Source organism: Psychrobacter glacincola, from assembly GCF_965118485.1.
Classification (GTDB): domain Bacteria; phylum Pseudomonadota; class Gammaproteobacteria; order Pseudomonadales; family Moraxellaceae; genus Psychrobacter; species Psychrobacter glacincola_D.
In genome coordinates this window covers 15,107-35,132 of record NZ_CBCPJH010000019.1, presented here as the reverse complement: position 1 = coordinate 35,132, position 20,026 = coordinate 15,107, and the positions used below count along the sequence as shown (strand labels likewise).

18 protein-coding genes are annotated in these 20,026 nt (G+C 40.7%); 8 read left to right on the top strand and 10 right to left on the bottom strand.

What is annotated here, in order from left to right; genetic code table 11:
- Window positions 1-23 precede the first annotated feature (23 nt).
- The 8 genes from ACMHKH_RS08645 to rpmH form a co-directional block, all read right to left on the bottom strand.
- Entirely contained in the window at window positions 24-695 is a 672-nt protein-coding gene (locus ACMHKH_RS08645) for a riboflavin synthase (protein ID WP_413520235.1), read from the bottom strand.
- Window positions 696-1,146: 451 nt separating this feature from the next.
- Window positions 1,147-2,202, bottom strand: a complete 1,056-nt coding sequence (ribD, locus tag ACMHKH_RS08640; RefSeq protein WP_413520234.1) for a bifunctional diaminohydroxyphosphoribosylaminopyrimidine deaminase/5-amino-6-(5-phosphoribosylamino)uracil reductase RibD — start codon at window positions 2,200-2,202, stop codon at window positions 1,147-1,149.
- A 92-nt stretch (window positions 2,203-2,294) separates the two neighbouring features.
- Window positions 2,295-2,753 carry a transcriptional regulator NrdR gene (gene nrdR / locus ACMHKH_RS08635; protein WP_413520233.1) on the bottom strand — a complete coding sequence of 153 codons (459 nt, stop codon included), beginning with the start codon at window positions 2,751-2,753 and terminating at the stop codon, window positions 2,295-2,297.
- Window positions 2,754-2,846: 93 nt separating this feature from the next.
- Complete coding sequence (gene mnmE / locus ACMHKH_RS08630) at window positions 2,847-4,283, bottom strand: tRNA uridine-5-carboxymethylaminomethyl(34) synthesis GTPase MnmE (RefSeq protein ID WP_413520259.1); 1,437 nt, start codon at window positions 4,281-4,283, stop codon at window positions 2,847-2,849.
- 244 nt (window positions 4,284-4,527) lie between these two features.
- Complete coding sequence (gene yidC / locus ACMHKH_RS08625) at window positions 4,528-6,225, bottom strand: membrane protein insertase YidC (RefSeq protein ID WP_413520232.1); 1,698 nt, start codon at window positions 6,223-6,225, stop codon at window positions 4,528-4,530.
- Window positions 6,226-6,441: 216 nt separating this feature from the next.
- Complete coding sequence (gene yidD / locus ACMHKH_RS08620) at window positions 6,442-6,816, bottom strand: membrane protein insertion efficiency factor YidD (protein ID WP_413520231.1); 375 nt, start codon at window positions 6,814-6,816, stop codon at window positions 6,442-6,444.
- A 1-nt stretch (window position 6,817) separates the two neighbouring features.
- Entirely contained in the window at window positions 6,818-7,189 is a 372-nt protein-coding gene (gene rnpA / locus ACMHKH_RS08615; protein WP_413520230.1) for a ribonuclease P protein component, read from the bottom strand.
- 174 nt (window positions 7,190-7,363) lie between these two features.
- Window positions 7,364-7,498: a 50S ribosomal protein L34 gene (rpmH, locus tag ACMHKH_RS08610; protein WP_007394757.1), complete on the bottom strand. Its 135-nt coding sequence runs from the start codon at window positions 7,496-7,498 to the stop codon at window positions 7,364-7,366.
- A gap of 657 nt (window positions 7,499-8,155) precedes the next feature.
- Here rpmH and dnaA point away from each other — a divergent pair.
- The 5 genes from dnaA to ACMHKH_RS08585 all read left to right on the top strand — a co-directional run bounded on the left by dnaA (window position 8,156) and on the right by ACMHKH_RS08585 (window position 16,142).
- Window positions 8,156-9,601, top strand: coding sequence for a chromosomal replication initiator protein DnaA (gene dnaA / locus ACMHKH_RS08605; RefSeq protein ID WP_413520229.1), 1,446 nt, complete (start codon window positions 8,156-8,158; stop codon window positions 9,599-9,601).
- A 159-nt stretch (window positions 9,602-9,760) separates the two neighbouring features.
- On the top strand, window positions 9,761-10,936 hold the full coding sequence (gene dnaN / locus ACMHKH_RS08600; RefSeq protein WP_413520228.1) for a DNA polymerase III subunit beta: 1,176 nt from the start codon (window positions 9,761-9,763) through the stop codon (window positions 10,934-10,936).
- A 167-nt stretch (window positions 10,937-11,103) separates the two neighbouring features.
- Window positions 11,104-12,312 carry a DNA replication/repair protein RecF gene (recF, locus tag ACMHKH_RS08595; protein ID WP_413520227.1) on the top strand — a complete coding sequence of 403 codons (1,209 nt, stop codon included), beginning with the start codon at window positions 11,104-11,106 and terminating at the stop codon, window positions 12,310-12,312.
- Between the two features lie 544 nt (window positions 12,313-12,856).
- Window positions 12,857-15,436: a DNA topoisomerase (ATP-hydrolyzing) subunit B gene (gene gyrB, locus ACMHKH_RS08590; RefSeq protein WP_413520258.1), complete on the top strand. Its 2,580-nt coding sequence runs from the start codon at window positions 12,857-12,859 to the stop codon at window positions 15,434-15,436.
- 124 nt (window positions 15,437-15,560) lie between these two features.
- On the top strand, window positions 15,561-16,142 hold the full coding sequence (locus ACMHKH_RS08585; RefSeq protein WP_413520226.1) for a manganese efflux pump MntP family protein: 582 nt from the start codon (window positions 15,561-15,563) through the stop codon (window positions 16,140-16,142).
- A 111-nt stretch (window positions 16,143-16,253) separates the two neighbouring features.
- Here the strand turns inward: ACMHKH_RS08585 and rlmF are convergent, their stop codons facing one another.
- Window positions 16,254-17,291 carry a 23S rRNA (adenine(1618)-N(6))-methyltransferase RlmF gene (gene rlmF / locus ACMHKH_RS08580; RefSeq protein WP_413520225.1) on the bottom strand — a complete coding sequence of 346 codons (1,038 nt, stop codon included), beginning with the start codon at window positions 17,289-17,291 and terminating at the stop codon, window positions 16,254-16,256.
- Window positions 17,292-17,356: 65 nt separating this feature from the next.
- A complete protein-coding gene (locus ACMHKH_RS08575) occupies window positions 17,357-18,094 on the bottom strand; it encodes a LysE family translocator (RefSeq protein ID WP_413520224.1) in 738 nt (245 codons plus the stop codon).
- A 205-nt stretch (window positions 18,095-18,299) separates the two neighbouring features.
- On the opposite strand from ACMHKH_RS08575, the gene ACMHKH_RS08570 reads away from it, so the two are divergent.
- The 3 genes from ACMHKH_RS08570 to ACMHKH_RS08560 all read left to right on the top strand — a co-directional run bounded on the left by ACMHKH_RS08570 (window position 18,300) and on the right by ACMHKH_RS08560 (window position 20,024).
- Window positions 18,300-19,115: a crotonase/enoyl-CoA hydratase family protein gene (locus tag ACMHKH_RS08570; protein WP_413520223.1), complete on the top strand. Its 816-nt coding sequence runs from the start codon at window positions 18,300-18,302 to the stop codon at window positions 19,113-19,115.
- 65 nt (window positions 19,116-19,180) lie between these two features.
- Window positions 19,181-19,531, top strand: a complete 351-nt coding sequence (locus ACMHKH_RS08565; protein WP_413520222.1) for an IS630 transposase-related protein — start codon at window positions 19,181-19,183, stop codon at window positions 19,529-19,531.
- On the top strand, window positions 19,458-20,024 hold the full coding sequence (locus ACMHKH_RS08560; protein WP_413520221.1) for an IS630 family transposase: 567 nt from the start codon (window positions 19,458-19,460) through the stop codon (window positions 20,022-20,024). Before ACMHKH_RS08565 ends, ACMHKH_RS08560 begins: the two co-directional genes overlap by 74 nt.
- The last annotated feature ends 2 nt before the right edge of the window (window positions 20,025-20,026 follow it).

Genomic DNA, 20,026 nt, shown 5'->3' with positions numbered 1-20,026 from the left:
TTGTATTTAATCATAAATGGCGTCTATTTCATAAAGCCATTGTCTGCTAAAAAAGCTTCGGTAATATGACTTTGCGGACTGCTATTTGCTGTATTTCCCTGCGATTTATTTAATAAGCGCTCTAAATACCTAGCCACGATATCTACTTCTACATTCACCTTGTCTCCCACCAGCCAATGCTGCGCGATATTGGTAACCTGCGCGGTATGTGGAATGATGTTTAACGAGACAATATTATCACGTACTAAATTGGTTGTGAGACTGATGCCGTCTAAAGTGATAGAGCCTTTAGTCGCTGTATAATGAGCAAGTTCTACCGGTATTTCAATTTCGATATAAATAGAACGTGCATCCTTTTGCAACTTGCTAACCACTCCTACCCCATCGACATGCCCTGCAACAATATGTCCACCAAAGCGCGTGGTCGGCAGCATTGCCTTTTCTAAGTTCACAATATGCCCCGGCTTCAAATCCTCTAATGCGGTTCGGGCTATAGTTTCACGTGAAACATCGACAGAATAATGGTTACTGCCAAAATCTACCACTGTTAGACAGATACCATTAGAAGCTATCGAGTCGCCAAGCTTGACATCGCTAAAATCTAAACCATCAGACTCTATAGTTAAACGAATATCGCCACCTGTAGGATGCATCGATTTAACCTTTCCCACACTTTCTATAATTCCAGTGAACATATTGACCTCTTCTCATTGTTTTATTGTCATTGTAGATGGTGTTTGTAATTCAGATATCTTAGTAATACGACTGCTTTGGTAAAACGCTTACATACATACAGTTAAGATGGGTTTCAAAAGTAATAACTATGATTTATTACATTTATTCTAGGATAAACTGTGGATAACTAACAACTAATGCTATTCTATAGACTTAAAACCTTTAGTTATTAACAAGTTATCCACAATTAACGTGGTTTGCAGTTAATATTTGCACAGCTAGTAAACATCACTTAAACTATTGATTTATAATAAATTATTTTATAAACACAATCTTACCTTTAGATAAATAGTTTCCTGTGAAACAAAGTTATGCACAGTTTCATGTGAAACCAATATTAGTAGCTAATATTTATCCCCAATTTTTTAATAAACATAGTTTAATTCAATATTGTGGATAAATAGTTAGAAATCATATCGGCAATAAGGTTAGTTTTAGATCCGAACCAAGCTGCTCATGACACTCAATATCAAAACGCAGCTGCTGAGCTAATGACAAGGGATTGATATCAACCATTGCTCTCGCTTGTGAGCCTAATAAGCACGGAGCTTGGTATACAATCAGCTCATCTACCAATTGCTGCTCCAAGAAGCTACCAACAACACTAGCACCTGCTTCTATCAAAACGTCATAACACTGATATTCACTCACCAACACTTTTAACAAGTCCGTCAAATTATCATCACGCCAATACAATATGTCCGTACGTCGGCACAATTGGTAATCTGACTGTAGATTGTGCTGTAAGCGCGCGCGTCTATCGAGTATCACCACTTTAGAGTGTGGCACTTGTTCGGGCGCGATACCCAGCTGGCTAGAGCGTACATTTAATTGAGGATTATCGACGATAACCGTTTCGCTACCGGTAATGATAGCGCCGCTTTGCGCCCGTAGCTTTTGCACGTCTTCGCGTGCTGCTGAACCGGTAATCCACTTTGATTCACCTGTTACCATCGCCGTACGACCATCAAGGCTAGTCGCGATTTTTAGCCGTACGTAGGGCATTTGAGTACGCATGGCTTTAAGAAAGCCTTTATTTAATGCTTCGGCCTGCGCGGTAAGGATACCAACTGTTACCTCAATACCTGCTTGTTCCAGTAACCTCACCCCGCGACCTGCAACCTGTGGGTTTGGATCTAGCCCAGCGACAACAACCCGACTAACGCCAGACTCTATCAGCGCTTTTGCACAAGGCGGCGTACGCCCAGTATGACTACAAGGCTCTAAAGTCACATAGGCAGTAGCGCCTACTGCTCGTATACCGGCATCTTTTAAAGCAAATACCTCAGCATGTGGTTGACCAACTTTAGGATGAAACCCTTGACCGACGATTTCCTCCGCTTGAACAATGACACACCCTACAGCAGGATTGGGTCTTGTGCTATATAAGCCAAGCTTTGCTTGCTCAATAGCAAGCATCATAAAATAGCTGTCTTTGGCATTTTGCGAGTAATTTAGATTCAACATAAAAAAGGCTTAATAAATAAAGAGATATGATTATAAATAGATTTACGAATTAGCATAAAGCATCATCTTGAAAAAGCGATTAATGTCATCCTTTATTTTTCATTGGGACGGATATTGGCAATTTCTTGATGAAACGCATCGATATCCTGAAAGTCGCGATAAACACTGGCAAAGCGCACATAAGCGACATCATCTAGTGTTTTAAGCTCACTCATGATAATTTCACCGAGCACTTTACTGCTGACCTCACGCTCGCCCATTTGCCGTACCCGTTTTTCAATACGGCTAATCATCGCCTCTTGCTCATCGATGGTGATTGGACGTTTTTGTAGTGGTAATAAGATAGAGCGACGCAGCTTATCATTATCATAAGGTTCAATCTTGCCACTGGATTTGATGATACGCGGCATCACTACTTCAAACACTTCAAAGGTAGTAAAGCGTTCTTGACAGCTATTACAAGAACGACGACGACGTACCTGCGCGCCTTCAGCGGCAAGACGTGAATCGATTACCTTTGTCTCTGACGCATTACAATAAGGGCAATGCATACGGCTTTCCTTGTCTTTATAAGAAGCTAGAGTAAACGGGCAACAACCCTACCTTTACAACAATATTATTCTCATTTTTAACTGTAGATAAAATTACTTACCAATGCAAAAACTGCCAAAAATCTTACCAAGCAAATCATCTGCGCTAAATTCACCGGTAATCTCGCCCAGACTATGCTGAGCTTGACGTAAGCTTTCAGCAACCAGTTCTCCCGCTTTAAAAACAGTGAGCTGCTCGTGAGCTTCTGCAAGATACTCAGCCGTTCTTCTTAACGCATCTAGATGGCGCGTACGAGCAATTAAGCTATTTTCTGGTGGATGGAATCCTACTTTAGCACATAAAGTTTCGACTAAATCATTGATACCTGCGCCTGTTTCACATGAAACATTCACCTGCTCATAACCACGATCATGAATCTCTTGTTGTGAAATAGAGTTTATTTCTTTAGCATTATTATTGTTTAATAGGTCGCTTTTATTAGCAATAATTAATAAGCGCTTAGCTGCTGGTAGCTCACCAAATAGCTGTTCAGCAAGCTGTAACGGATTAATTTCTTCTTCAAGATCACGGGTGACATCATAGACCATCAGTAACATATCAGCCTGAGTAATCGCTGTACGCGCGCGCTCAATGCCGATACGCTCGACTGTATCTTCTGTCTCGCGTAAACCTGCAGTATCAGTCAAATGTAGCGTCAGACCATTGAGCACGACTGTTTCTTGTAGTGTATCACGCGTCGTACCCGCTACATCCGTGACGATAGCCCGCTCTTGACCAGCTAAGCGATTAAGTAAACTCGATTTACCAGCATTTGGTCTACCTGCCAATACCACATGAATACCGTCGCGTAATAATTGCCCTTGCTTGGCTGTCGCCAGTACTTGTTGGATTTTTTCTTGTGTCTGCTCAAGCTTATCTTGTATCACACCATCTGATAAAAAATCGACGTCTTCTTCATCGGGGAAATCAATGGCTGCTTCAACATGTAGACGCAAATATATCAATTGTTCCAATAGCTGATTTATTTTTTTTGAGAACTCACCGCTAAGTGAACGAATAGCACTACTAGCAGCAGCAGCACTAGTAGCATCAATAGCATCAGCGATAGCTTCGGCCTGTACTAAATCCAACTTATCATTATCAAAAGCACGATAAGAGAACTCGCCAGCACTTGCCTGTTTTGCTCCCAACTTAAACACACGCGCCAGTAATTGATTTTGTAAAATCATGCCACCATGACCTTGCAGCTCAATGACATCTTCACCGGTAAACGAGTTTGGGCCTTTAAAATATAGTACCAGACCTTCATCAATAACCGTGCCATCGGCTTGGTAAAATCGGCAAAAGCTCGCCATGCGTGGTTTAAACTTCGACTTTCCTGTCAGCGTACAAGCAATACTATACGCACGGGTACCAGACAGCCGAATAACCCCAACCCCACCTCGTCCAAGCGGTGTGGCAATCGCCGCAATGGTAGGTAGACTCGACAAACCAGATTTTTTTGATGACTCAGGGGCAGCTAACGCCAACTCTTGGGAATCCACAAGTACTCTCAATAACTAAAAACTCCATTATAGACGGCTTAATGCACACTGACAAAGCAATCTTTAAATAGCACTACATCCTAATGGTAAGCGTTTGCCTATATCATCTAGCCTAGCTGACACGAATATGGCGTAGTCTTAAGTGGTCATTTAGAACAGATATGGAATTAAGGACATAAAAAAACCACCGCCGTAGCGATGGTTTTTCGAATTCTAAATCATCAAGTAACTAATCGAGTACTTTAACCGTACGCAGTTTTTGCTCTTCTTCAACTTTTTTATTGACGATATATTGATGTGTCATACTAAATAAGTTATTCACTGTCCAGTAGAGCACAAGACCTGCTGGGAAAAATAACATGAAAGCGGTAAAGATAATCGGCAAGAACTTCATGACTTTCGCTTGCATCGGATCAGCTGGCTGCGGGTTAAGCTGCTGCTGGATAAACATCGATGCACCCATCAATAGTGGCAAAATAAACCACGGATCCATCGCTGATAAGTCATGAATCCATAGAATCCATGGGGCATGACGTAACTCAATACTTTCAACCAGCACCCAATATAACGCTAAGAAAATTGGCATTTGCATCAAGATTGGTAGACAACCCGCCATTGGGTTGACTTTTTCTTCTTTATAAATCGCCATCATTTCTTGCGACATTTTCATGCGATCGTCGCCATGTTCTTCTTTTAACGCTGCTAGACGCGGTGCAATCGCACGCATCTTCGCCATTGAGTAGTAGCTCTTATTTGAGAACCACATCAAAGCGAACTTCACTAAGATAGTTAAGAGAATGATTGACCAGCCCCAGTTACCGATGATTTTATGAATACCATCCAAGATAGCAAATAATATCTTTGAAATTGGCCATAACAGACCGTAATCAACGGTTTGATTGAGACCTACTGCCACATCTTTAAGCTCAGACTGTACCTTTGGACCTGCATATAACGTCGCATTTAAAGTTACTTGCTTATTTGGCGCAACATTGACAGGCTGACTATTAAAGCCAATAAAGTAATCGTCACCTATTTCACGGCTAAAGAATTTACCAGTGAAATTTTCAGGCGTCCATGCAGATACGAAATAATGCTGCACGATACCAACCCAACCTTTATCGCTGGTTGTTGTCAGTGCGCCATCATTAAATTTACCAAACTTCAACTTATTATACGGATCATCAGGTGTACCCCAAGCGCCGCCCAAATAGGTCGCCATACTTAGCGCACCTTTATCAGACATACCAGGGTCTTTACTATTATCACGTTTAAGCTGGGCAAACATCTGACCTTGCCACGCTGCTGTAGAAGCATTTTGAATCTGATAACTGATATCAATAGGATATTTATCATGTGTAAAAGTAAAGGTCTTAGTAACCGTCACGCCATCTTTTTTATAAGTAAGCGGTACTGATAACGTCTGCTGACCTTTTTCCATCACATAGTTATTAGCGGTATGACTGTATTTAGCACGACCCTCTGCGGTATCGATACCGTCTTTACCAATCAGACCAGACTGAGCAACATAGATACGATTACTGTTATTTTCTAGTAATACAAAAGGCTTATCACTATCAAGGGTCGCATTATACTGCTTGAGCGCAGCATAAACGATATCGCCGCCTACTGGATTGATTTTGATGTCATAGCGATCAGTAGTTACCGTGATTAGCCCTGCGTCTGCCGCAGGTGTTGCTGTCACAGCACCATTATTAACTGTAGCGTTATCGACAGGTAGCGTCTGTACCGGAATATCACCTGCTGCGCCGCTAGTAGAAGGAATATCCGCTCCTACCGAAGTTGCAGTTTCTGGCACTGTGTCTACAGCTGGCGCATCGGCATAATCATCTCGCCATGCCAAAATCAGCAGATAAGCGGTGATTAACATCGCAATGATGATCATCACCCGAAATATCTTTTGCATAAACCTTTCCTAGATTAAAAAATTAGGGAATAAAAAACTAGGGCATGTGTCATGGCTGCAAATAGCTTTTGGCCTAATACCCCACGCTACTGTTTACAGTCAATCACATAAAATGTTCATCATTTTACTAAAAAACGTCTGAAAATGATACCAAGAGTGTGGATAACTTGTGGGTAACTAAATAGATATCCACAACGTCGCAGTCGATAATAAGCTTTATATTGATTTCATCATATGATTTAGACGAGAAACATAGCTAGTAATATCTCTATAAACGTATAAGCCTTGAAACTTTTCATTAGTTAGAAGGTTAAAGGATATATATCGATAGCCATAAGAAGCTAAAGGTAATGGCACAAAATCAATCCCATGTCCGCCTAAAGGATGGCAGCGACCAATACGTTTTAATAATAACCAAGTACCATGCCAAGTACCATGCCAAGACAAAGCTTGTTTACCATAGTTCGAACAGGTTGGATAGTATCTACAACGAGCAGGTAATAGCGGACTTATTATTTTTTGATAAAATAAAATAAAATAAAATAAAAAATTATATAAAGTGTAATTTAATTTTTTTATTAAAAATTTCATTTTATTTTTTTTCTAATTTTTTAAATATATTATTTATTTCATTTTTCAATTCTATTTTACTTATTCCTTTAACAGAATTTTTGACAATAAAAACAATATCTTTGTTTTCTAAAATAGAGGCCTTTACCCGGAATTGCTCGCGTATTTGACGTTTGATTAGATTCCGTGAAACGGCAGTAGGTACTTTACGTTTAGTAATCGCCATACCGACTCGTGGCTGCTCATGAGTATTCGTACGTACAAATGCCATTAAGTGGCTCTGATGTAGTTTGCGCTCAGTTGCATCAAATACCTCGCGGAAGGCTGCAGGTGTGAGCAGGCGCTGCTCTTTAGTGAAGCGGGCGTTAGCGCTCGCTGAAACGGTATTAGACATAGTACAACCTGTTATTAGAGCTAATAGTATGATGAGTAATGATAAAATATAAAGACAAAAAAAGCGCCGATGTGGGCGCTTTTAATATATGGCTAGGAATAATTTGTAGTGATTGACTATCGTAATCTATAGATAATAGACACACAACAAGCCATTCTTAGCATAATCTACTGATTATACAGTAAGACGATGACGGCCTTTAGCGCGGCGACGAGCTAAGACCTGACGGCCTTTTTTAGTTGCCATACGAGCACGGAAACCGTGAGTACGTTTACGCTTGATCACGCTTGGTTGGAATGTACGTTTCATAACTCACCTATCAAAATAATGGACTAAATTCGTAATAACGGAGGATTATATCACTGCACAGGATGTTGGTCAATAAACTATTAACTATGTTGTGTAGCAGCTTGATGTTACCTATTACTTTTTTACCGCTTATCAGGACATTAGTGTTTTCGAAGATTGATTTGAGAAATAAAATATTATTTGTGAAATCGATCGTTATTTTACTTTAAATATTACTTTCTTTAGCTAGATATAATATGTGTCATTAGAGTCAATTTTTAAAGTTATCCACAGATTGTGCCGAATTCTATAATAATTAATTGATTAATATATATAGATATTGTTGTTATTGGGGCATCATTTTTCTGTGGTTAAGTCTTTATTTACCTTTATAATCAAAAGTATAGACTATGGGTAAACCTGTGCATAACCTGTGGGTGAAATATGGATAACTTAATATTATTACTTATGCACAAAACTATCCACAGTCTTATCCCCAGAAAACAAGGTTTTATCCACAGGTTATTTGTGTTAGATTACCTTCCTATGGGATATAGGATATTAGGTGGCTTTGTCATAATCGTTATAACCTAAGCTTAAACGCCTTTTTTAGATATCATTTGATCGATTGTTACAATAAAAACGTTCATACTTTGCATTATAGGGCTACTGATATTCATGATAGATACAGCAAATATTTGGGATAAATGTCTAAACGACTTACGTTACAACGTCAAAGATAACGTGTTTACTATGTGGTTAAGACCACTATCTGCTCATCAAGAAAACAACACTTTAATCATTCTCGCGCCTAATGATTATTTTGTAACTTATATTAAAAAGAATCACTTAGCGGACATCCAGCAGCTGGTTGCTAAGCATAGTCAAGGAGGTATTGAGGAAGTTATTGTACGCGTTGATAACGCGGGTCGTGATATTGATGACAGTAGCTCGCTACAATCAGGATCACTATTCTCAGAAGATAACCTCTCCCCTACTCCTGCAAATCATGATTTTGAAACCATTCATCATAATACTGCCAAAGCAGATATTGATGCCAATATGCGTCATGCGCAGGCAGTTGACTCTGCTGATGCAAAGTCTTTAAGTTATCTTAATCCTGACTTTACTTTCGAAACCTTTGTCACTGGTAAGTCTAATAATTTGGCTTACAAGGCTTGTTACGAGCTTGGTAAACGCCAATCAAAGAATCGTCACAATCCCTTATTTATATACGGACCTTCTGGTTTAGGAAAAACCCATTTAATGCATTCTGTAGCTCATCGCTATTTAAAAAATAATCAAAGTTTTTATTATTTCACCTCTGAAAAATTTATTAATCAATTAGTTTATTCGTTAAGAAATAATAAAATAGAAGATTTTAAAAAGAAAATAAAAAAAGTGGATTTATTAATAGTAGATGATATTCATGTACTAGCTGGAAAGACAAAAAGTAGTAATGAATTCTTAACATTATTTGCAGATTTTACCAGTGGTGATAAGCAATTGATTTTGGCTTCTGATCGTCATCCGTCACAAATGACTGAATTTGATGAACGTTTTAGATCTCGTTTTTCTTGGGGTTTAACGGTTGCTGTCGATCCGCCTGAAATTGATACACGCGTACAAATCTTACAAAGGAAAGCTGCTTCGTATGGCATGAGTCTTCCTAAAGAATGTGCATTGTTTATTGCTCAAAATGTCGTGTCTAATGTGAGACGTTTGGAAGGTGCTTTAAATCAGGTGTTTGCCAATGCTAACTTAACCGGCGCTCCTATCACCCTTGAAATGGTGCAATATGCGTTAAAAGATATCGTTGCCATGCGCGTACAAGCCGTTAATATGGATAATATTCGTAAAGTCGTTGCTGAATATTATGATGTGACGATTAAAGATATGCTGGGGCGCAAGCGTACGCGTAGTATTGCTAGACCACGACAAATAGCAATGGCACTATCACGAGAGTTGACCAGCGAGAGTTTTCCTGAAATCGGACAATCTTTTGGAGGGCGCGACCATACGACGGTGATGCATGCTTGTGATAAAGTAAATGAGCTACGTGCTGCTGATCCAGCGTTTGACAAGGATTACAAGACCCTAGCACTGATGCTACAAGCCGGTTAGAAGCTCTGCTACCACTGTGTTTTAGTAGCTAGATATGGTTTATAATGTTGAAAACTGGTGTATACAGACACCTAATAGATTATCGTCAGCAGACAAGGTATATTAGGTCAGTATTTTTTATTTTTATAAAAAGAATCAATTAAATAAGAGTAACTAAGCATGCAATTATCGATTAATCGAGAGTCGTTACTAAAAGCCATTAACTTGATCGCCAAGGCTGCTGATAAACGCCACAATATGGTTATCTTGGGTAATATCAAGCTACAGCTATTTGAGTCGGAGCTTGTTTTGACTGCTTCTGATTTAGAAGTCGAGCTAACATCGACGTTGAAATTGCCTGCTGGTGCTTGTGTTGAAGCTGGTACGACGACACTACCTGCGACTAAATTAAGAGATATCTGTAAATCTTTGCCTGCTCAAGCACAAGTTAATCTCGCGACTCAAGAAAATCAACGTTGTCTACTGACCAGTGGCAAAAGTCGTTTTACCTTGGGTACATTACCTAGTGAAGATTATCCAAGTTTGGGTAATCCGGAAAATATTACGCCATTGACGATTAGCCGTAGCCGTTTGACTGATTTGATCCATAAAACTCAGTTTGCTATGGCGATCCAAGACGTTCGTTATTATCTAACGGGTATGTTGTTTGACGTATCACAGCAGCAGCTAACCACGGTTGCTACCGATGGTCATAGACTGGCATTAGCACGTAGCGTTATTGATGTCAGTGCGGACTTAAGTATGCAGGCTATCTTGCCGCGTAAGGCTGTGATTGAGCTCGAGCGTTTGGCTACTGAGCTTGGCAAGATGCTAGGTGATAAAGACAATGCTGTCACGCTGAGTTTCGGTCGTGAGTTTTTGCAAGTCACTTTACCGTTTGGTGATGTAGATAGTGCAGGGCAAGTCAGTCAAGATTTGATGGTGACCTTTACTGCGCGCCTTATCGATGGTAAATTCCCTGATTATCGCCGAGTGATGCCAAGCAATACCGACAAACTTGCTCTATTTAATCAAGAAAAAATGATGGATGTGCTACGCCGTGTAGCGATTTTAAGCAATGAGAAGTCTCGCGGAGTGGTATTTAATTTCGCCAGTGATGGTATGGTAGAAGTACGCGCCAATAACGCAGAGCAAGACGAAGCGGTTGAGATGATACAAGCGAAATATCAAGGAGAACCGATGGAGCTATCCTTTAATGCCGCTTATCTGCAAGATGTACTGGGCGTTATCCAAGGCGACTTGCAAATGCATATGAGTCAGTCAAATGCGTCGGTATTGGTTAATCAGCTCAATGATGAGTTTCATCAGTATGTCATTATGCCAATGCGTATATAGTTTTGACTTTGAAATATTGGATAATCAAGGTTAAAAATCATGATTAGTATGCAATTTAACCTTGATTGTAATTATTAATTTAAGATTTAAATATCTAAAACTTCAGTTTTTAATTAAACTTTTGCCTGTTATTTTACAAACAAGCTTTATAGGCGGCTGTCGCTATTATGATTGAACGTCTACAAATTTCTCACTTGCGTAATTTAACCCAAGTCAATCTACAACCTGCTGCTTGCAACGTCATAATCGGCGCTAACGGCAGCGGTAAAACCTCTTTACTTGAAGCTATATTCTTGTTATCAAGGGGCAAAAGTTTCCGCCATCATCAGCCTAAACGCTACATTCAACACCATCAAGATTCTGCTACTGTACATGCCAATATTAATGATAGCCGTACGTTGGCTATTCAAAAGCAAGCAGATGCGACAACAGTTTTACGTCTGAATCAAACCACAGTTTATAATCAAAGTATCTTAACCGAACAGCTGCCAACTTTACTTATAGATCCATCGACGATGGACATGTTAGAGCAGGGTAGTGCCAGCCGTCGCCAACTATTAGATTGGCTAGTGTTTCACATGAAACAAGGCTTTCATCCGCAGTGGATTGCTTATCAACGCCTTTTAAAACAGCGCAATAGTTTGCTTAAACAGCGACGTCATTTGACCCATGTACAGCTCGCTGAGCTTAGGGCTTGGGATAAAGGGCTTTCCACTCATGCAGCGCTAATTCATCACTATCGTGAAACTATATTTGAAGCTTGGCAACCGTATTTTTCTGAGAGTATTGCACAGTTATTGCCTGCTTATGCTGAGCAATTAAGCTTGAGCTACAATGCGGGCTACGATACTAGTATAGCGTTAGATATACAGCTTAATGATCGCCTAGAGCAGGACTTACAGCTAGGTTATACTCGTATCGGCAACCATCGCGCTGATATTCATGTACATTGGCGTTCAACAGGCTCAGAGCAAAGGGCTACTGATAAAAAGAACGCATCGTTTGAGGTTAATGAATCTACTAAACTTCCTGTTTTAAAGGAGCAGGCTGCTAATATATTGTCTCGCGGCGAGAAGAAGCTGTTGATTACCGCTTTACGCTTATCTCAGCTTCCACTCTTACTTAACGTTAAAAATAATAGCGATCTAGCTAGGAGTGACGCTAAGCTACGAGCCACGCCAGTGGTATTATTGGACGATATAACAGCAGAACTTGATGAAAGAGCAATAGAGATATTATTAGCTACTTTAGCGCAGCTACCGTGTCAGGTGTTTATGAGCAGTTTGAGCGAGAGTATCTTACCGATGATCAATGAATATTGGTCTGAGCCCAAGGTGTTTCACATGAAACGAGGTGAGATTTCGCTTACTCAATAGTCTCTGATTGTTTTAATTTTTTATTAAAGCTTCAGCCGTCGCTAGCATCTTTGATTAACTATCTTCTTTTATAATCTATACTCATTTTCCTATAGTTATATAGACTTGTACGGCTGATAAAACTGCCAGTAAACAGTGACTTATAAGCAAAAAAATGCTAAAATATGGCTTTATTTTTGTTCTATTCTCAGCAAGCTATCTTACTGTTTTATATAAATATTTATTATCGATTGTAGTTAATCAAGTCTTTGATAAATAAGTGTTTAATATTATTCTCTAAAGTGTGTTGAAGATTAAAAACACTGGTAATGATTGTTTTATAAATAATGTTAAGTCTATATTATTTATATCTGATTTTCACCCGTGTTTCATCTGCTGAAAATCTTAGCCCAACCACATTAATAGCAGAATTTGATTATAAAAATGATAACTAAGATAGCATCATTAAGTATTATCACTGTGGTGATATTTGATGGTATACAGCTGATAATGGCTAGATTAAGGAATGCACATGAGTGATTCATTACCTACCGACCACCAACCAATGCCAGATAGCGCTGTTGTAGCGACGACTGCCGCTGTGACTCCTGAAGTATTACCTTCTGATTATAGCTCGAAAGATATTCGTGTACTGCGTGGCTTAGAAGCGGTGCGTGTGCGCCCTGGTATGTATATCGGTGATACCGATGATGGTACCGGCTTGCATCATATGGTCTTTGAGGTGGTGGACAACTCTATCGATGAAGCGCTTGCTGGTCATTGTGATCAGATTGATATCATTATTCACGAAGATGAATCTGTAAGCGTGATGGATAATGGTCGCGGTGTTCCCGTGGATATTCATCCAGAAGAGGGTGTATCTGCAGCACAGGTCATTATGACAGTACTTCATGCTGGCGGTAAGTTCGATGACAACAGCTATAAAGTATCTGGCGGTCTACATGGTGTTGGGGTTTCAGTCGTTAATGCCTTATCTAAAAAGCTTGAGATGAATATTTGGCGTGAAGGTTATCATTATCATCAGACTTATACCGATGGTGTGCCGGACAGCGATATTCAGCAAATGGAAGCAACGGCGCAAACAGGTACGCAAATCCGCTTTTATCCTAGCCATGATGTGTTTACTGGTACTATTTTTGAATATGATATTTTAGCTAAGCGTTTACGTGAGCTATCATTTTTGAACTCTGGCGTACGTATTGTCTTAACCGATGAGCGTATCGATAAGCGTCATGAGTTTGAGCATAAAGGTGGTTTATCTGAATTTGTCAGCTATATTAATGCTGGTAAAGATGGCATCAATGATGTGTTCCATTTTATCAGTAATCAAGATGACGGCATTAGTGTCGAAGTTGCATTGCAATGGACAGATACTTATAACGAAAAAGTGCTGTGCTTTACCAACAATATCCCGCAGCGTGATGGCGGAACGCATTTATCAGGCTTTCGCTCAGCGTTGACACGTTGTTTGAATACCTATATGGATCGCGAAAATCTCTTCAAAAAAGAGAAAGTGGTCGCAACTGGTGATGATGCTCGTGAAGGTTTAACAGCTATTGTTTCTGTGAAAGTGCCGGATCCTAAGTTCTCAAGTCAAACCAAAGATAAACTGGTATCAAGCGAAGTAAAATCTGCGGTTGAGTCAGCGATGCATGATAAATTTAATGATTATCTGCAGGAAAATCCAGGCGCTGGTAAATTAATTGCTGGTAAAATAATTGATGCTGCTCGTGCTCGTGACGCTGCTCGTAAAGCGCGTGAAATGACACGTCGTAAGACCACCTTAGATATCGCAGGTCTACCGGGTAAGCTTGCTGATTGCCAAGAAAAAGACCCAGCATTATCAGAGCTATATATCGTGGAAGGGGACTCTGCTGGTGGTTCAGCCAAGCAAGGTCGTAGCCGTAAAACGCAAGCTATTTTACCGCTAAAAGGTAAAATCCTAAACGTTGAGCGTGCCCGTTTTGACAAGATGCTATCTTCACAAGAAGTCGGTAATCTAATTACGGCGCTTGGTTGTGGTATTGGTCCTGATGAATATAATCCTGATAAAGTACGTTATCATAAAATTATTATCATGACCGATGCGGATGTTGATGGGTCGCATATTCGTACGTTGCTATTGACCTTTTTCTTCCGTCAAACGCCTGAGCTGATTGAGCGGGGCTATATTTATATTGCGCAGCCACCGCTTTATAAAGTCAAAAAAGGTCGTCAAGAGCTGTACTTAAAAGACGACGAAGCACTTAAAGCGTATCTATTGTCATCAACGATTGATAATACTAGGCTACATATCAGTGCTGATGCGCCAGCAATTACTGGTCAAGCGTTAGAGACGCTATTAAACGATTATAACCAAACGCAGCTGATTAAAGCGCGCTTGCAGATTCGTTATCCAGCCGTTTTGTTGGATGCGCTAACGCATACACCGAAACTCAGTACCGACATGACCTATGATAAAGACGCTATGCAAGCATGGAGAGACACGCTACAGACTCAGCTTGAGCATTTTGGTAGTGATTTAAATCCTGAGATTGAGCTGGTTAATATTCATGCACCGCAACCTAAAAATATGGATGCTGCTGCTGCCGATTTATTGGGGATGAGACCTGTCGTGGCCGTTGAAGAAGGTGTTAGCGCTGATGCTGAAGTAGTAGCGCCAAAAGCACAGTGGCTGCCACGTATTACCGTTTATGTGCATCAATTAGCACATCATTACTTGCTTGATGCCAGCTTTATCAATTCAGGCGAGTATAGCAAGCTGCTGCGTTTATCAGCAGAATGGAATACCTTGCTTGATGAAGATGCCTTTATCCGCCGTGACGCTACTGCGGGTACGACCAAAGATATTCCTGTACGTGACTTCGATTATCTATGGCAACAAATGATGCTTGATGCGCGCCGCGGTTTAGCGATTCAGCGCTATAAAGGGTTGGGTGAGATGAATGCCGATCAGCTATGGGATACTACCATGGATCCTGAAAATCGCCGTATGCTACGCGTCAATATTGAAGATGCTATCGCAGCAGACCATATGTTTACCTGCTTAATGGGCGATCATGTTGAACCACGTCGTATCTTTATCGAAGAAAATGCGTTAACGGTTTCTAACTTAGATATCTAAATGGCATAGTGTTGTTAATAAATAAAAAACCATCGCTTTGGCAAACAAGGCGGTGGTTTTTTAATATCAAATTTGTTTCACGTGAAACTCAATTTAATAAAAGCTTTAAATAATGGATATAGAAATGATCGAAGTTATTTTACTAGCTATAGCATTGGCAATGGATGCATTTGCGGTATCCATTGGCTTAGGCGCCAAATCTCAAAAACAATCGCCGGCTTATATGCTACGTTTAGCCATTTATGCAGCGCTATACTTTGGTATCGCACAAGGCGTGATGCCGCTAATCGGCTATTTATTGGGCGCAATATTATTAGGCTGGTTAGCGACTGCTGCACCGTGGATTGGCGGTGGTATCCTTATTCTACTTGGCGCTAAGATGTTATACGAAGCATTCAGTGGTGAGATTGAAGCAGTATTAGAAGAAAGTTTCGATAAAAATATACAAGCAAAAATTGATCATCGTATGATGCTTACACTGGCTATCGCCACCAGTATCGATGCGATGGCAGCAGGCTTTACCTTAAATTTATTGGCACTCAATGCATGGTTAGCATGTTTTATTATCGCTATCATCACCGCTGGATTTGGCTTTTTTGGTATCTATTTAGGTAAGTCTTCTGGCACGTGGCTTGAGGATAAAGCTGAGATGCTGGGTGGACTAGTATTGATTGCTATTGGTGTAAAGGTGATGTTTTTTAGTTAATTAACTTTGACAGGTAAGCTTATTTTTTCCATAAAAAAGCACCACTTTAATGACTAAAGCGGTGCTTTTTTGTTTCACGTGAAACTATTTTTATTCTATGTTAGCTATTACTTACTCTTCATCAGTATTAAAGCGCCATGCGAGTATACGAGTGCTTTTCTGACCTTGACTCATCTCAATAATACGCATTTGAGCAACACCGAGTTGTGTTAACAATAGCTGCAATGGCTTAATATTTTCAGATTTTGACACTAAGCTGGTAAACCAACCGACGTGCTCTGCAAAGTCTTGACTCTCTTTTGCCATCTTGGTTAAAAAGGCAATCTCGCCACCTTCACTCCACAACTCTTTATGTTGACCACCAAAGTTCAGATTCTGTGCGGCATTACCAGACTTAGTTGAGCTACGGCTGATCTGTTCGTTCTCATTCTTACCACGATGTCGTTGCAGATTATGCTGCTTACGGCTGTTAGCTTCCATCGCTTCTTCTAATGAAGCATGAAACGGCGGGTTACAAACGACCACATCAAAGTAATCTTGGCGACCAATGATATTTTTAAAGATAAATTTAGGCTCAGGTTGCAGCTTTACTTTAACCGCGCTTTTTAGCTTGGGATTGGTTTCACAAATAAGCGCTGCGGTATTGACCGATATCGGATCAATATCGGTGGCGGTAAAGCGCCAGCCATAGCTTTGGCTACCAACAATGGGATAAATCGCGCTGGCACCAGTACCAATATCAAGGGCGTGGATTTCTTTACCAGTTGGTGGCGTATTGTCTTTATTTACATGCGTGGTTTGTGCAAGTAAATCGGCAATATAGTGAATATAATCGGCGCGTCCCGGAATCGGTGGGCACAAATAGCCTTCCGGAATATCCCAAAACTTGACGCCATAATAATGAGCCAGCAGCGCCTGATTAAGGACGCGCACGGCTGCACTGTCCGAGAAATTAATCGTCGACTCGCCTTTAGGATTGGTAATGGTGTGCTTAGCAAGCTCAGGCAAAGCACGAGTTAATACCTCAAAGTCATAGCGACCTTGATGCGGATTGCGTGGATGTAGCTGCCCTAACTTTTTGGCGGTTTCAGGCGAGCGATTTCGATGATTATTGGCGGTCGGGCGACGGTTCATAGGCTTGCTTGTCATAGTATAGGGCTTTGATATGTGAATATAATGCGCCATTTTAGCAGATTTCATGAGTAACGAATGTCTTATCGGCTACGTAAAATGAGATTTAACCCCAATACTATCATCGCTGACCCTAATACGCGGTCTATCCAATGCTCAAAGCGCTGAAAGCGGCGATTGATAGCAGGGATAGACAGCAACATCACCACGGTGCTAAACCATGCCAGCTGCAAGACCATCATCCATACGCCATAGATTGCCAATTGCCACAGCGGGATACCGGGTGATAATACGAGGGTAAATATTGCCACAAAATATACTGGCGCTTTAGGATTAAAGACATTACAAAAAAAGCCACGACGTACAATGGAAGCAGTCGACTCCGTATCACTAGATACTTTCTTAGTAGAAATGGCTTTATCAGAAAGCTCGGCATGATTGGTAGACGTCGTTTGCTTGGCAAATGCCTCTTGCGAAATACTAACAACTGAATTGGTTGCGTCTACTGAATTTGCTGAGTTTAATGGCTTTTTAGGTTTGGCCTGAATACCTTGCCACCCTAAATAAATAAGGTAACTGCCACCTAACCATTTGATAGCGGTCAATAATGGCTGCGAATGGGCGATTAGCGTCGCCAGTCCCAGCACGGAATAAATAATGTGAATGGACAAACCTAAGGTAATACCGATACTACAAATTAAACCAGTGCGTCGACCTTTTGCTAAAGTCTGCTGCGAGACTAATACAAAATCAGGGCCAGGTGAGGCGGCAGCGAGTAGATGAACGCTAGTGATAAGCAAAAAACCGTGCCAAAATTCCATAACGTACTCTGAGTAATACTGTGATTTAGATAATAGTTTCACTTATTGCAAATGAGGTCAACTGATATTGACGTCTGCTTTAATGAGGGTGACCTTTATGAGTCTGCGCTTTGCTGCTTGCGTTGTGGCAGATGGGTGTCTATATTAAAAGTAAGCTTATGACGACTAACGTTACGATAACTATAATTTTGACAAGGATAAAACTATGACGACGGAAAGCCAGAATAGTAATGACAATAGCACAGACATTCGCATCACCTATGAAGTCCAAGATTACATCTGCCTAATCGGGCTCAATCGCGCCGATAAACGCAATGCCTTTGATAGCCATATGATTAAGCAATTATCTGAGGCACTTACTAACTACGAAAATGATGCCAATCTCCGCTGTGCGCTGATATTCGCCCATGGTGAGCACTTTACCGCGGGACTTGATTTAATGGAGCTACAAGATAAATGGGATAAAGGCGCTTTTGAGTTTACTGCTGAAGAAATAGACCCGTGGGGTATCGGTGGACAATTACGTAGTAAGCCAGTCGTAGTCGCAGTACAAGGCACCTGCTTTACCGCTGGGATTGAGCTGATGCTCAATAGTGATGTGGTTATCGCAAGTAGCAATTGCAACTTTGCCCAAATGGAAGTTCAACGCGGTATCATGCCATTTGGTGGTGCGACCGTACGCTTTGTAGCCGCTGCTGGCTGGCAAAAAGCCATGCCTTATTTACTGACAGGCAAGCCTTTCGATGCGCAAACTGCGGATAAGCTAAATCTGGTCAGTGAAGTGGTGGCAAATGGCGAAGAATACGAGCGCGCGCTAACTATCGCCCAAGAGATTTGCAAAGCTGCCCCGCTTGGCGTGCAAGGATTACTGTCTTCAGCACAAGATGCCAGTCGTAATGGCGCAAAAGCAGCGTTAGCCAATATTCATGGCTATCTGCCACATTTATTTCATTCAGAAGATGCAAAAGAGGGCGCGATGGCGATGGTTGAGAGACGGGATGCTGAGTTTGTGGGGAAGTGAAATATAGTTTAACCCAAATAAAACCGATACAATCTTATTAACAATTGCATTTAATGAAATAAACGATGACTTATTCAATAGACTATCGAAAACAGGTGCTTTCTAGCATCGCTGATGGCATGACTATTCGAGAAGCTTCCCTATTTTATGGACTTAGTACCAGTACCATTCACAGTTGGCAGCAGAATTTAGCCCCTAAAACAACCAGAAATAAAGCACCGACTAAAATACCTGATGACGCATTGATTGAAGACGTAAAAAGATACCCTGATGATTATAACTATGAAAGAGCTCGTCGCTTGAACTGTAGTCAAACGGGCATCTTTAATGCTCTAAAGCGTCTTGGTATCAGTCAAAAAAAAGACCTTAGAACATCCAAAAGCGTGTCCAATCAAAAGAGCAGAATATCAGAGTAAGCTTAATAGTTTTATTCAGCAACGCTATCCCATTGTATATATGGATGAGAGCGGCTTTGAGGCTGAAACCATTCGTTCTCATGGCTATGCACCGATTGGTAAACCCTGTATCGATAGCTACAACTGGCAAGCAAAAAAGCGTACGAATGTCATCGGTGCTCTTTATGAGAAGATGCTGTTTGCGCTTGATTACTTTGAGCAGAATATCAACAGCAATATATTTTATGACTGGTGTAAGTTCACACTTATTCCAAGTCTTAAAACTAAATGCGTGATTGTGATGGATAATGCTCGGTTTCATAAAAATAAACGTATTCAAAGATTACTGAACAGACACGGCCATCGTATTTTATGGTTACCACCGTACAGCCCTGATCTGAACCCTATCGAGAAAAAATGGGCACAGGCTAAGTTTCTGCGCCAAGGGTGGATGGAGAATAATTTACCTAAACTGTTTCACGATATGGGCTGTATCGATTTTATAAAGACTTAACT